This window comes from Bradyrhizobium sp. SZCCHNS3002, from assembly GCF_032377435.1.
Classification (GTDB): domain Bacteria; phylum Pseudomonadota; class Alphaproteobacteria; order Rhizobiales; family Xanthobacteraceae; genus Bradyrhizobium.
Genome location: NZ_JAUHHY010000013.1, coordinates 63,347 through 76,321, shown reverse-complemented (window position 1 = coordinate 76,321; position 12,975 = coordinate 63,347). Strand labels below are relative to the sequence as shown.

The 12,975-nt window shown below is 67.5% G+C and carries 12 protein-coding genes; 6 read left to right on the top strand and 6 right to left on the bottom strand.

All coding sequences use genetic code 11. The features are described from left to right. Positions 1-96 precede the first annotated feature (96 nt). From QW845_RS25320 to QW845_RS25310, 3 genes are all read right to left on the bottom strand, one after another. Positions 97-1,515 (bottom strand): TolC family outer membrane protein, encoded by a 1,419-nt coding sequence (locus QW845_RS25320; RefSeq protein ID WP_315804245.1) that lies wholly within the window; start codon positions 1,513-1,515, stop codon positions 97-99. Positions 1,516-1,985: 470 nt separating this feature from the next. After that, a complete protein-coding gene (locus QW845_RS25315; RefSeq protein WP_315804244.1) occupies positions 1,986-2,765 on the bottom strand; it encodes an enoyl-CoA hydratase in 780 nt (259 codons plus the stop codon). A gap of 83 nt (positions 2,766-2,848) precedes the next feature. Next, complete coding sequence (locus QW845_RS25310; protein ID WP_315804243.1) at positions 2,849-3,238, bottom strand: hypothetical protein; 390 nt, start codon at positions 3,236-3,238, stop codon at positions 2,849-2,851. Positions 3,239-3,575: 337 nt separating this feature from the next. Here QW845_RS25310 and QW845_RS25305 point away from each other — a divergent pair, with 337 nt between their 5' ends. Together QW845_RS25305 and QW845_RS25300 are read left to right on the top strand one after the other, a co-directional pair. Then, the gene (locus QW845_RS25305) at positions 3,576-4,121 is read left to right on the top strand and encodes a sigma-70 family RNA polymerase sigma factor (RefSeq protein ID WP_315804242.1); all 546 of its coding nucleotides are present in this window, start codon (positions 3,576-3,578) and stop codon (positions 4,119-4,121) included. A 2-nt stretch (positions 4,122-4,123) separates the two neighbouring features. Continuing rightward, positions 4,124-4,762, top strand: a complete 639-nt coding sequence (locus QW845_RS25300; protein ID WP_315804241.1) for a DUF1109 domain-containing protein — start codon at positions 4,124-4,126, stop codon at positions 4,760-4,762. Between the two features lie 5 nt (positions 4,763-4,767). On the opposite strand, the gene QW845_RS25295 is transcribed toward QW845_RS25300, so the two are convergent. Both QW845_RS25295 and QW845_RS25290 read right to left on the bottom strand, forming a co-directional pair. After that, complete coding sequence (locus tag QW845_RS25295) at positions 4,768-5,877, bottom strand: DUF2336 domain-containing protein (RefSeq protein ID WP_315804240.1); 1,110 nt, start codon at positions 5,875-5,877, stop codon at positions 4,768-4,770. Then, entirely contained in the window at positions 5,874-7,037 is a 1,164-nt protein-coding gene (locus QW845_RS25290; protein ID WP_315804239.1) for a GGDEF domain-containing protein, read from the bottom strand. The genes QW845_RS25295 and QW845_RS25290 overlap by 4 nt, the downstream gene beginning before the upstream one ends. A gap of 322 nt (positions 7,038-7,359) precedes the next feature. Between QW845_RS25290 and QW845_RS25285 the strand changes: the two genes are divergently transcribed. From QW845_RS25285 to QW845_RS25270, 4 genes are all read left to right on the top strand, one after another. Further along, a complete protein-coding gene (locus QW845_RS25285; RefSeq protein ID WP_008961196.1) occupies positions 7,360-7,929 on the top strand; it encodes a sigma-70 family RNA polymerase sigma factor in 570 nt (189 codons plus the stop codon). Beyond that, positions 7,926-8,756, top strand: a complete 831-nt coding sequence (locus QW845_RS25280) for a hypothetical protein (protein WP_315804238.1) — start codon at positions 7,926-7,928, stop codon at positions 8,754-8,756. The genes QW845_RS25285 and QW845_RS25280 overlap by 4 nt, the downstream gene beginning before the upstream one ends. A 33-nt stretch (positions 8,757-8,789) precedes the next feature. Further along, on the top strand, positions 8,790-10,433 hold the full coding sequence (locus QW845_RS25275; protein ID WP_315804237.1) for a S8 family serine peptidase: 1,644 nt from the start codon (positions 8,790-8,792) through the stop codon (positions 10,431-10,433). A 467-nt stretch (positions 10,434-10,900) separates the two neighbouring features. Beyond that, the gene (locus QW845_RS25270; RefSeq protein WP_315804236.1) at positions 10,901-11,518 is read left to right on the top strand and encodes a TIGR03809 family protein; all 618 of its coding nucleotides are present in this window, start codon (positions 10,901-10,903) and stop codon (positions 11,516-11,518) included. A gap of 4 nt (positions 11,519-11,522) precedes the next feature. On the opposite strand, the gene QW845_RS25265 is transcribed toward QW845_RS25270, so the two are convergent. Continuing rightward, positions 11,523-12,896 carry a TIGR03808 family TAT-translocated repetitive protein gene (locus tag QW845_RS25265; protein ID WP_315804345.1) on the bottom strand — a complete coding sequence of 458 codons (1,374 nt, stop codon included), beginning with the start codon at positions 12,894-12,896 and terminating at the stop codon, positions 11,523-11,525. Positions 12,897-12,975 lie beyond the last annotated feature (79 nt).

Sequence of the window (12,975 nt, the reverse complement as noted above, 5' to 3'; positions counted from 1 at the left end):
GGCGCAGAGTGTGGACGGAATCGAGCAGGTGTTCCAGGTCTCGCGCGTGGCCTCGCGGTCCGAAAGACCGGCTGCGGCACCGGCGGTGAGGGAGCTCTACTGTCCCGACGGCGTGCGCAGGCCGTGCCAGGCGTCGCGCACCTGATGGTAGTGAACCTCGGGCAGATAGTCCGGCGTATTCAGATTGAGATTCTTGACGTCGAGCCGGCCGACCGCGCTGAGCAGCGTGTAGGAGGCGATGACGCGGTCGCGCTGCGCGCCGATCAGCCGCGCCTTGGCCTGGATCAGATCGGCCTGCGAGTTGAGCACATCGACGGTGGTGCGCTGGCCGCCCTGGGCCTCGCGCGAGACGCCCTGCAGCGCGACGGTGGCGGCCTTCACCTCGGCCTCGGAGGCGCTGACGGCGACCTTGGCGCCTTCATTGGCGACCCAGGCGCTGACCGCCGCGGTGCGGGCCTGGTTGCGGACCTGGTCGAGCACGAGGCGGCTCTGCGCCGCGAGCTCCTTGCTCTGGCGGGTCTGCGACGCGGCGGTGCCGCCGTCATAGATCGGCGCGGTGACGCTGCCGACGATCGAGGCCTGGTCGGTGCCGAAGGTGCCGAGCGTCTGATCCGAATCGCGGCTGCGGCTGACATTGCCTTGCAGGGTCACGGTCGGCAGCAGCGCGCCCTCGGCGACCTTGATCGAGGTCGAGGCCACGTCGACGTCGAAGCTCGCCGCAGCCACCGCCGGATTTTCCTTGTTGCCAAGCGCAATCGCGTCCTCGCGGCTGCGCGGCAGCAGGCGATCGATCGGGTCGGCCGCGCGCAGCTGGCCCGGCGCCATGCCGATGACCTGGGCATAGGTCGCCTGGCTGATGGCGAGGTTGACCTCGGCGGCGTTGAGGTCGGACTGGCCGCGCGCCAGCCGCGCCTCGGCCTGCGAGGCGTCGGTCGGCGTGACGTCGCCGGCATTGAGGCGGCGCTGCGTGACGGAGAGCGTCTCGCGCAGGAAGGCGACGTTGGAGCGCTGCGCCTCGACCAGCGACTGGTTGGCGAGCACGTTGGTGTAGGCGGTGACCGCGTCGAGCAGCACGCCCTGTCCGACATTGCGCAGCGCCTCGCGGCCCGACTGCACCTGCAACTCGGCCATGCGCACGCTGTTGGCGGTGCGGAAGCCGTTGAACAGGGTCTGCGTCACGGTCACGCCGATGGTCCAGGGCTTCAATGTCGCGGTCTGGATCGTGTTGCCGGGCAGCAGATTGCGCACGGCCTGCAGGCCGGCACCGAGGCTCGCGATCAGTTGCGGGCGATAGCCGGCGAGCGCCTGCGGCACGTTCTCGTCGGTGGCGCGCTGGCGCGCGCGCTCGGCGTTCAGCGCCGGGTTGGTCTGATAGGCTTTGACGAGCGCGGCCGCGAGATCCTCGGCGCGCGCGGGCGAGCAGGCGACGACAAAGCCGGCGGCCACGGTCAGGCCGAGGCCGAACCGCCGCGCATGCACCTTGCCGACGCCAAATTGTTTGGCTCGACCCACCATCCGACTCCGCCGCGTCTCACTGTCTTAACCAGTTGTTTACCTGTTTAGGGCGGATGGCGGCCACACACAAACCGCGGATATGGAATCCGGCGGGCTTTTCCATGGTTTGTTGTGGCGCTCTCGCCACAGGCCGTTTGTCAGGCGCTTGCGCGACGGTCGTGCGGTAGGCCGGTGGGTGGGCGTGCGCGGACGACAGCGCACGGGCGCGCCGCGAATCGCGTCGGTGATATGCGAGTAACTCGCGGCTCGCTCGGTCTACCTCGCGCCGCTTGCGGGGGGAGGTCGAATGGCATCGCGGATGCCATTCGGGTGAGGGGGGACAGGTCCAACGACGTACGCTTCCCGAGCGTCTGCCCTCATCCCAACGCTCCCCCATGAAGAACGGGGAGAGGGAGCGCACCGCGTCCACGGCTATCGATGAACTGACTTCGAAAAATATCAACTCAGTCGAACTGAGCGCACTGCCAATCTCACCGGTTCTTGTTCACCGGCTTGCGCTTCTCGATGAACGCGGCCATGCCCTCGGCGCGGTCTTCCAGCGCGAAGGTGGCGTGGAACAGGTTGCGCTCGACATTCATGCCTTCGGACAGCGGGGTCTCGAAGGCGCGGTTGACGGCCTCCTTGGCCATCGCCGCAGCCGGGCGCGACATCGATGCGATCTTCTCCGCCGCGGCCATCACCTCGTCCATCAATTTGTCGGCCGGCACGATGCGGCTGACGAGGCCGGAGCGTTCGGCCTCGGCCGCATCCATCATGCGGCCGGTGAGGCAGAGGTCCATCGCCTTGGCCTTGCCGATCGCGCGCGTCAGGCGCTGGGTGCCGCCAATGCCCGGGATGGTGCCGAGCGTGATCTCGGGCTGGCCGAATTTGGCGGTGTCGGCGGCGATGATGAAGTCGCACATCATCGCGAGCTCGCAGCCGCCGCCGAGCGCATAGCCCGAAACCGCAGCGATCGTCGGCTTGCGGCAGCGCGCGACGCGGTCGCCGCCGATCGCGGTGAAGTCGCTCGAGAACATGTCGATGAAGCTCTTGGGCTGCATCTCCTTGATGTCGGCGCCGGCGGCGAACGCCTTCTCGCTGCCGGTGATCACGATGCAGCCGATGGCATCGTCGGCCTCGAGATCGTCGACGGCTGCAGCGATCTCGCGGAAGACGCCGAACGACAGCGCGTTGAGCATCTTCGGCCGGTTCAGGGTGATGATTCCGACCGCGCCTTTGCCTTCGACGATGATGTGCTCGTAAACGCTCATGATCCCACCCCGCAAATCAAAACAGCGGGCAATGTGCCCGCTGGATCGTTACGCATCAAGTAGGTGGGGCGCCGCGCGGCGCCTCAGATCATGAACATCCGCGCCGCCGAGCCCAGGGTGAGCAGGGTGCCGCAGGCGATGAAGATCTTGCCGATGATCGAGGCCTTGTCCCAGCCCGAGCTGTCGTCATTGCTGACCGTGACCATGTTCACGGTGACGTCCGAGGCCGCCGGCGCATCGCTCGGCGCGGCGTCGGCCGATTCCGCGGCAGGCGCGGCCTGAGCCTGGGCCTCGGCCGGCATCGGCGCCGGGAATCCGTCCTGCTTCGCTGCCGGGGCGCTCTCGGCCCCCACCGGCAGGAACGGACTGTAGCTCTGCTGTTCGGCCGCGCGCGCCAATCCAGTGCCAACGAGGCCCAGAACGAACGCGGCGGCAATGATCAATGCTGAACGTCCACTGGCTTGGATCGTCATCGTCGGCTTCTCCCCATCCCGCCAGCCCAAGCCGGAGTGAGACCCCGACAGATGTCGAGAACGGGGCAGAAAATGGGTATCTTCCTGCCGCTCACGGCAAAAGCTGGGCGGCGCCGCACTTTGCGGCGCGGCCCATTAAACCTGATCATGCGCCGTTCGATTCGGTGCTATGGAGCGGTTCCAAGGAAACTGTTCCAAGACTTGCCCGGTGGCGTGCTCTCGGTGTGGCGTAACTCGGATGGTTCCGAGGCCAATGTCCGCATCACGAATTAGTGATCATGATGCCGCGAGAGTAACAAGCTGACGATTCGGGCGAATTGCTGGGGGTGGAGCGGAATTGCGGGAGCGTGACGACGAGTGGACGGGCTGGATGCGCCAGGCCGTCGCCGGTGACGACGAGGCCTATCATCGCCTGCTGAGGGCGGTCACGCCGGTGTTGCGCGCAGCATCACGGCGCGGGCTGGCGCGCGCCGGCCAGCCCCCCGACCAGGCCGAGGACATCGTGCAGGAAATTCTGTTGGCGGTTCATCTCAAGCGGCACACCTGGGACGTCGATGCGCCTTTCGCGCCCTGGCTGTTCGCGATCGCGCGCAACAAGCTGATCGACATGCTGCGCCGGCGCGGCCGCCGGGTGTTCGTCGACATCGACGATTTCTCGGAGACGCTGGCCGACGAGCCTCCGGCACCCACCGTCTCGGCCGGCGAGGTCGAGGCGCAGCTGAAGACGTTGCCGCAGCGCCAGCGCGACGTGCTGCAGTCGATCGCGGTCGAGGCCGCCTCGATCAAGCAGACCGCGGAAAAGTTTTCGATGAGCGAGGGCGCGGTGCGGGTGGCGCTGCACCGGGCACTCGCAAGCCTCACGGCCAAGCTACGGGATACCTGACCATGGACACCGATCAGCTCATCCGCACCCTCGCGGCCGACAATGCGCAGCGCGCGCAGCCGGTCGGCATCGTGCTGGCGCTGGCCCTGATGGCGGCAACGCCGGTCTCGACCGCGATGCTGCTCATCGGCCTCGGCGTGCGGCCGGACATCTGGCTCGCGGTGCGCAATCCGTTCTTCGACCTGAAGTTCGTCGTCACCACGGCGCTGGCGATCCCGGCGCTGATCATCAGCCTGCATCTGTCGCGCCCCGAGGCCTCGCTGCAGGGCTGGAGCTGGCTCCTGATCGCGCCGATCGTGGTCCTCGTCGGCGGCATGGCGGCGGAGATGATGCTGCCGCAGCGCACGCCGATGATGGCGCGGCTGGTCGGCCACAATTCGATGGTGTGCATGAGCGCCATCCCCGTGCTGTCGCTGCCGCTGCTGGGCGCGGCGCTGTTCGGCCTGCGCCATGGCGCGCCGTCGCGTCCGGCGATGACCGGCGCGATCGCCGGGCTGGTCTCGGCGGGCATGGCGGCGACGCTCTATGCCGCGCATTGCACCGACGATTCGCCGCTGTTCGTGGCCACCTGGTACACGGTGGCGGCGCTGATCGTGGCCGGGCTCGGCGCGCTCATCGGCGCGAGGGTGCTGCGCTATTGAGCGCGCTACGCCTGCACCGGCGTCGCGGCATCCTGCACGCGATGGAAGCGCAGCACCTGCTGCGCGGTGGACCGCCGGAGCCGTTCATAGGTGGCCTTGCAGGCGTCGAGATCGGCGGTCGCGGTGGTGGCGAGCTCATCGCGCATCAGGATGATCGACTTCACCGTCGGCCATGACAGGCCTGCGACCTTGGCGAGGATCATGACGCCCTCGGCGCGGCTTTCGATCATGATGCTCTCGGCGACCGCGACCGGCACGTTGGCCATGGCCGCAAGCGCCGCATTGGCCTCGTCGAACTTGCGCTGCTCGGTGAACTGCACGACGAGACGGTCGTCGAGCCGGCCCTCGGCATGCAGCGAGCGCACCAGCGCGTGCGCGATCTCGGTCTGGCTGGTCAGCGCCACCGCGCTCGATCGCGCCCGCCGGCCCGCCATGCGCACTGCCGAGGGGACCTCCTGCGCGAGCTTCGGATTTGCCGCCTCGAGCCGCGTGCGGACCGTGGCCGACGCCTTGGCGACCAGCTTCAGATAGAGGTGGCGCGGCAGATTGGGCCGCATGGCGAGGCAGGCGGCGAGGTTTTCGTCCAGCGCGGCGCGATCGACCAGCGTGTCGAAGCTGGCCTCCGAGACGTCGGCGCCGGGATTGCTGACGGTGCTGTGAACGACCTCGTCGTTGCCGCGCCTGAGCAGGATGTCGGTGACGGCGCGGCTGAGCACGCGCCGGAGCGAGATCGCGAGCAGATGCGCCTGGCTCTTGGTCTCGGCTGTGCGGATCAGCGCGGCCTCGTCGAGCCGGTCGGACTTCGACAGCACGGGACCTGCGACATCGATGGCGTCGTCATCGGCCAGCCGGTGCAGCGTCCGCGGCGGCGCCGACGCCAGCGGCGCCAGCCGCCGCGCGAGCAGGGCGCGGGCCGAGATCTCGATGTGCTCGACCAGGCATTCGAACACGTCGTCGAACAGCGCGACCTGATCATCGGCGAAGTCCGTCGCGCCGTCGACGAACAGGTCCGTTACCTTGCGCAGGGTCTCGACCCGCCGGGCCACGGTGCCGTGCGCGAGCGTGTCCTCGAGCTCGTCGAGCAGGCTTTCGTTCGGGGCGGGTTTCGGGGTCATGCCGGGATGGCGCAGGCGCTGGTGACGCGATTGCGGCCCTGCGCCTTCGAGTCGTAGAGCGCACGATCGGCCCGGGCGAGCAGCGAATCGGCGGTCTCGTCGCCGCGCGGGGTGGCCACGCCGGCCGAGAACGTGACCTGCAGGCCGGTCGAAAACGCGCTCCAGTCGAGGCCGGCGATGATCTGGCGCAATCGTTCGGCGAGCCGCGCCGCGGCGTCGGCCGGCGCGCCCGGCAGCACCAGCAGGAATTCCTCGCCGCCGTAGCGGCCGAAGCGGTCGCTGCCGCGAATGTTGGCGAAGATGGTGATGGCGAAGGTGCGCAGCACATCGTCGCCGGTCGGATGGCCATGCGTGTCGTTGATGCGTTTGAACCAGTCGAGATCGATCAGCACCACCGAGCAAGGCTGGCCGCCCTGCTGCGCCTGCGCCATCTCCTCGTCCAGCACATGCATGATCGAGTGCCGGTTCAGCGCGCCGGTGAGCTCGTCGAGCTCGGCCAGCTCCTCGATGCGGCGATAGGCTTCCTTGAGCTTCTGTCCGCGCTGGTACAGCGTCTCGCGCAGCGCGCTGGAGAAGATGCCGAGGAACATGCAGCAGGCGATGGTGAGCAGGAAGACCAGCAGCGTCGCGAGCCGCTCGAGGCCGCTGCCGTGCGGCATGCCGAGCGGCTTGTCGGTGAGCAGGAACAATCCGGCCAGGCCGATCGCGAGGAACGTCCAGCAGATCGCGCTCTGGCGCGGCGTCGCCCGCAGCGAAGCAAAGGCGACGACGATGTACAGCGTGCATAGGAACAGGATGCTGACTTCGGGCGCGATGTAGCAGAACGCGACCGTGAGCATCATGCTGGCGAGCGATTGCGGCACCACGAGGTAGTGGTCGCGGAAACGGTCGTTGAAACCGCTCTCCGACAGGACGGTCCACAGCGCGACGGTGAGAATGCCGATCGCTGCGTAGGCTGGCGCGATCGTGACCGGGACGGTTCCCGCCTGGGCGTAGATCAGCAGGATGACGGCATCGATCAGGTAGCATCCGGCGACCAGCGCCAGCATCTGCCGGCGCCGTCCGGCTCGACGCGCGCGCAGGTCGCTGGACGGAGACGGCTGCGCGTCCCCGGCCTCAGCGATATCAGGACTGGGAAAAGGCGGTGCCGTCGTGCCCATGTGCTCGCGATTCTTCGTCGTTGGCTTAATATCTACGTGGGAAAGCATTTAACTTTGGTATCTATGGGCATGGACGAAGAGGCCGCCGCCGTGGTGCTGCGACCGGGAATCTACGGCTTTCAGGGCGGGTAGTTGGCGGGAACGGGCGGAACATGGTAGGCGGGAACCCGCTGGTCGCGATCGACCTGGGCGCTGCAGCGAAATCTGCAAGTCTGTGCGCCAACTCACATTTCGGGACGTATCTTTCCGGTATTTTGAAGATTTTTGCGGTTGTGTTCGAACCGCGACGTCAATCCTCCAGACCAATCTTGCGAGACGGCCATTGAGCGTGACAGCAGCGGCGTCAGATGAAACCCTGATTGCCCGGATCGCTCAAGGCGACCGGCTCGCCATGCAGGTGCTGTACGGACGGCACCATGTCAGGGTGTACCGTTTCGGGCTCCGGCTCGTGCGGGACGAGCAGGTCGCGGAAGACCTCATCAGCGAGGTCTTTCTCGACGTGTGGCGTCAGGCCGGCAAGTTCGAAGGCCGTTCTGCCGTCTCCACCTGGCTCCTGGCGATCACGCGGTTCAAGGCCCTGTCGGCACTTCGGCGCCGGAAGGACGTTGAGCTGGAAGACGAGGCCGCGAACGCGATCGAGGATACGTCCGACGATCCGGAGGTCGCGGTCCAGAAGAAGAATACCGGCGAAGCCTTGCGCAAGTGCCTGACGGCGCTTTCGCCTGATCACCGGGAGATCGTCGATCTCGTCTACTACCACGAGAAGTCCGTGGAGGAGGTGGCCGAGATCGTCGGAATTCCGGAGAACACCGTCAAGACGCGCCTGTTCTATGCGCGCAAGAAATTGGCCGAACTCCTGAAAGCGGCCGGCATTGAGAGAGGCTGGCCATGATGGCTTTGAGCAAGATGCTGGAGCAAGAGCCCGGAGAGATCGAACTCCTGCTGCCGTGGTATGCCGCCGGCACGCTGAGCGCGCGCGACATGCGCAGGGTCGAGGAGGCTCTCGCCAGCGATGCCGATCTCGCCAGGCAGTATGCGGAAATCCAGAAGGAATATGCCGAGACCATCGCGCTGAACGAAAGCCTCGGCGCGCCGTCGATGCGTGCGATGCAGAAGCTGTTCGCGGCGATCGAGGCGGATCCGGTGCAGAAGCCTGCCGCGCCGCGCGGCTTCAGCGCGCGGCTGATGGATTTCTTCGACAGCCTGTCGCCGCGGACCTTGGCGTGGACCGTCAGCCTCGGCGCGCTTCTGGTGCTGGCGCAGGCCGGCGTGATCGGCGCCGTGCTGATGCGCTCGCAGAGCGCGACCTATCAGACCGCCTCGGTCCAGGACAAGACTGCCGCGCCCGAGCCCGCGAGCAAGCCGATGGCCGCGCCGCCGCCGAGCGCCGCTGCGCCGGCCCCGGCGGAGCGGGCGCCCGAGAGCATGACGCGGTCGCGGATGGCCGAAGCACCCGCGCCGCTGATCCGCGGCCTTGGACCGCAGGTCGCCGGATCGACCGCGCCCGCCTATGCGCTGGTGCGGTTCACGCCGGAGGCGCGCATGGCGGACATCTCGGCGCTGCTCGACAGCTACCAGGCCTCGATCGTCGAGGGCGCCAAGGGCGGCCTGTTCAAGCTGCAACTCGGCGACCGGCCGTTGTCGAAGGCCGAGGCCGACAGCCTGATCGGCCGTCTGGCGCGGGAGAAGATCGTCAGCCTCGCGGTGGCCGCGCAATAGGCCCGCGCCGTCCGAAATTCATTCGGAGGCTTCATGTCGTCGAGTTCGCCGCTACGCTTCGCCAGATCGGTTGCGATGCTGATCGTCGTCACAATGCCTGCTTTCGCAGGTGGCGACCTCAGTGCCCATGCCCAGGCGATGATGCGTTCGCCCACCATCAACATCCCGAGCCGGGTGCCGAGCATCAACCCGGGCACCGCGCTGCGCGCGCCGCCGCCGACCGGGATGGCGCCGCGCCCGGCCTTGCCCAATGCGCGATTTGCACCGAACCTGCAGGCGTCCTGCAACCCGGCGGATCGCAGCGTCTCGGGCGAATGTCTCGACCACCCGTCGGTGACGGGGGATGGGCAGGGTCGGCGAGCCCAGGGAAAATTGGACAAGGGCAGCTCCGCCAGGGTGACGCAGCGGCGCGAGCCGAAGGTTGCGGCCGCGGTCGATCTACGGACCATCGCCAACGAGATCGTCGCCGAAATCGATGACTCTCTCTCGACCGACCAGGCCGATGCGCTGGCGCGTCGCCATGGCCTGCAGCGCATCAGCTCGCAGCGCTTTCCGCTGATCGGCGCCACCATCGGTCTGTTCAGGATCACCGATCGCCGCTCGGTGCAGGCGGTCAGCCGTGCGCTCGCGGCAGATGCCAGGGTGCGTTCGGTGCAGCCGAACTATCGCTATACGCTGCAGCAGCAGAGCGCAGCACCCGTCGAGGGTGATCCGGCGCAATACGCGCTGGCGAAGCTGCGGCTGCCGGAAGCGCACAGGCTGGCCCAGGGCTCCAATGTCACCATCGCAGTGATCGATTCTGGGGTCGATCTCAGGCACCCGGAATTCGCCGACGCGTCGTTCGACGTGTTCGACGCGCTCGGCGGCGACGAGGGGCCGGATGTGCATGGCACCGGCATCGCCGGCGTGATCGTATCGCACAAGCGGTTGATGGGCAGCGCGCCCTATGCGCGGATCATCGCCATCCGTGCGTTCGGCGTCGGCAAGAAGGGCGGCGGGCCGGAGAGCAGCTCCTATGTAATCCTGAAGGCGCTGGACTACGCGGCCCTGCACGGCGCCCAGATCGTCAACATGAGCTTCGCCGGCCCGAAGGATGCGGTGATCGAGCGCGCGATCGCGGCCGTCGCTGCCAAGGGCGTCGTGATGGTCGCGGCCGCCGGCAATGCCGGCGCCAAGTCGCCGCCGCTCTATCCCGCGGGCAATCCAAACGTCATCGCCGTCAGCGCCACCGACGACAGGGACCAGCTGCTGCCGGCGTCGAACCGCGGCAACTACATCGCGCTGGCCGCGCCCGGCGCCGGGATATTCCTGCCGGCGCCCGACGGAAAATATCAGATCATCTCCGGCACCTCGTTTTCCGCGGCCTATGTCAGCGGGCTTGCGGCGCTGGTGCTGGAGCGCAATCCGGCGCTGAAGCCCGAGACGGTGCGGACCGTGCTGACGCGCACAGCGCGCGATCTCGGCACGCCCGGACGTGACGATCTGTTCGGAGCAGGGGAGGCGGATGCCCTCGCGGCGGTCCAGGCCGTGGTCTCGCCGCAGGATGCGCCTGCTGCTGCTGTGCCTTCCGCGGGGCTGCAAACGGAGCCCGCGGCGGCTCGCGAGCTGCGCCCGGCATCGGCCGCGGTGACAGAGGCATCTCCAGCCGGCGCCGCGCTCCGGCCCGCGCAGCAATGACGCCAACGTTTTCGTGAACGTTCCGAAATTCTCCCGCTCGCTTTGAACGTGCAGCGGGGCGGTCACGACAGAAAGCATGTGGGAGCGGTGATCCCCTCCCCAAGGCTATATACGGCGCGAGCGCCCATCCACCCCAAGCGCCCATATGGCTCGACCCGTCCGGTTGTCCCCCCGGACGGGTCTTTCATTTTGGGCGAGGTCGAAGCCCGGCAACGTCGACATCCGGCAGTGTCTCGCCCCCCGAGGGGAACATCTTTGGGTTATCTAGGGATGCCGTTGGTCGCGTTCGTGTTGCCGCGCCTGGCCAATGCCCGAAAAAACACGGACAAAATTTCCGCACGACTACGGTTTGGCCACCAAACAACATGGCATTAGCTAGACTTTGTTAACCTTTTCCACAAAATATTCACGTCACGTTGCGTTGATTCGTGCCGAGTGCGTCCGTCCCATTTTCTGCGGGCTCCCCTATGACACATCGACCGGACGTGGCTTGCAGCCGCGAACTGGCTGCGCGCTGGTGCGCGCTTGCCGAACGACGCCTCGACCATCTCACCGAGCTGTTCGATAGCGGCCGCTGGCGCCGCTACTACACCGAGCAGTCGTTTCTCGACGATCTCCGGCACGCCAAGGCTGCGGTGCAGACCTGGCAGGCCCTGTCCCGCGCCGAACCCGAGAGGGTGAGCATCGTGCCGAGTCAGAGGCCGGCCCCGGTGTTGGCCGCGCCACCGGCTCCCGTGCGCCTCGCCGAGCCGGAGCCGATCGCGCGCCACGTCCATCCGCACGAGCACCGGCCGATCGCTCTGCCGCGCTCGCTCGAAACCATCCTCGCGGCGTCCGAGATCATCGTCGAGTCCGAGGTCGAACTCGGCACAGAGGATCTGGAGCCCCATGAGGTTATCGAACCGGACCATGTCGCCGCAGACGACCTCGCCGCGGAACTGACCCTCGCGGCGCCGCGCATCGACATGTCGGCGCTAGAGCAGGCCTTGAGCATCGGCATCGAATCCGATGCGGAGTATGACGAGCCCGTTGTCGATCTCGACGCCATCGAGCGCCGCTATCCGGCGCTGGCGGTCGCGTACTAGTTTCTCATCGTGTGACGGCGTTGCCGTTGACGGTCAGCTGCGCAAAGCGCTGCGCGCCGTCCTGCGTCAGGTCCGAGGTGACCGGCTTGATGTGATCGAGCCCGATCACGGCGCCGCGCGGCGTGCCGGAGATCATGTTGTTGCTGACCATGGCCGTGCCCGCGCCTGGGACGACCGACACGCCGACGCCCGCCAGCGCATTGCGAATGACGTTGCCGGAGATCACGACGTCGCGCAGATAGCGGCCCCAGCCGGCGACGATGCCGTAGGACGGGGCGTTCTCGACCACGTTGCCGGTCACCGCGGAGTCCGCCTCGACATAGATGCCGATGCCGGCATCGTCGTCGGGTGCTGTGCCGATCGGCCGCTTCGGGATGAGGTTGCGGATGATGTTGCCCTGGACCACCGCGATGCGGCCGCCTTCGTTGAAGTTGCAGACGGAGACGCCGAAGGCGGCGCCGTCCACCGTATTGCCCGAAATCACGGCACCTTCGAACGCGAACTCGGAATAGAGCGCGACCTCGCGCACGTCGCTGACGCTGTTGCCGACGATCTGGATGTTGGAGGCCGAGTTGCCGCGCACCGCCGAGTAGTCGCAATTCCTGATGCGGTTGCCACTGATGATGACGTTGCCGGCGCGAAAGGCGTTGATGGCATTGCCGTACTGGCCCGAGCCGCCGGGGCCGGCCTTGATGTCCGCGATGAAGTTGTCGAGCACCATGGTGCCGTCGTCGCCGATCGCGGTGCGCAGGATCTCGATGCCGTTGTCGCGCGTGCCCTTGATGGTGTTGCGCGACACGATCAGGCCGAGGGCATCGAACGACACGATCGCGGTGACGGCGACGTCGGTCAGGACGTTGCCGCTGACATCGCCGGAGACCTGCTCGAGCCAGATGCCGCTGCCGCCGGAGCGCGTGACCTCGCAGTCCTGGACCCTGACATCGTTGCCGGCTGCAACGTGAAGCAGGCCGCGCCGCTGGGGCAGGGCGATGCCGCCGCCGTCGAGCGCGATGCCGCTGATACCGAGGCCATCGGCGCCTTCTGCCGAGAGCAGCGACGGGCCGCCGCCGGTGAACACGAGCTTCGTGGCGCCGCGGACGCCGACCAACTGGCTGCCTTTGGCGAGCCTGAGCATCGAGGTCCGGTAGGTGCCCGGCGGCAGCGCCAGCGGCGCCTGCGCCCGCGCCGCCTCGTCGATCGCGCGCTGCAGGGCACGGGTCTGGTCATCCGGGCTGTTGGGCTTGACGCCAAATTGGGTGGCGTCGCGGCCGAGCGTGGAGATCAGCGGGACAGCCTGCGCCGGTTCACTCGGCAGCGCCAGCACGGCGGCAGCGGCGGCCGCTGAAGTCCCGAGCAGGTTGCGGCGGTTGACGTCCATGATGTCAGGCTCGCGTTGGTCAGTTCTCGCTTGCCGAGATAACGCAAAAGCGCTCACGGCCGGCTTGGTCGGACGGTTG

Coding starts and splice junctions, on each gene's coding strand:
- QW845_RS25320 (WP_315804245.1), bottom strand. CDS start 1,515: ATGGTGGGTCGAGCCAAACAATTTGGCGTCGGCAAGGTGCATGCGCGG.
- QW845_RS25315 (WP_315804244.1), bottom strand. CDS start 2,765: ATGAGCGTTTACGAGCACATCATCGTCGAAGGCAAAGGCGCGGTCGGA.
- QW845_RS25310 (WP_315804243.1), bottom strand. CDS start 3,238: ATGACGATCCAAGCCAGTGGACGTTCAGCATTGATCATTGCCGCCGCG.
- QW845_RS25300 (WP_315804241.1), top strand. CDS start 4,124: ATGGACACCGATCAGCTCATCCGCACCCTCGCGGCCGACAATGCGCAG.
- QW845_RS25295 (WP_315804240.1), bottom strand. CDS start 5,877: ATGACCCCGAAACCCGCCCCGAACGAAAGCCTGCTCGACGAGCTCGAG.
- QW845_RS25290 (WP_315804239.1), bottom strand. CDS start 7,037: ATGGGCACGACGGCACCGCCTTTTCCCAGTCCTGATATCGCTGAGGCC.
- QW845_RS25280 (WP_315804238.1), top strand. CDS start 7,926: ATGATGGCTTTGAGCAAGATGCTGGAGCAAGAGCCCGGAGAGATCGAA.
- QW845_RS25275 (WP_315804237.1), top strand. CDS start 8,790: ATGTCGTCGAGTTCGCCGCTACGCTTCGCCAGATCGGTTGCGATGCTG.
- QW845_RS25270 (WP_315804236.1), top strand. CDS start 10,901: ATGACACATCGACCGGACGTGGCTTGCAGCCGCGAACTGGCTGCGCGC.
- QW845_RS25265 (WP_315804345.1), bottom strand. CDS start 12,896: ATGGACGTCAACCGCCGCAACCTGCTCGGGACTTCAGCGGCCGCCGCT.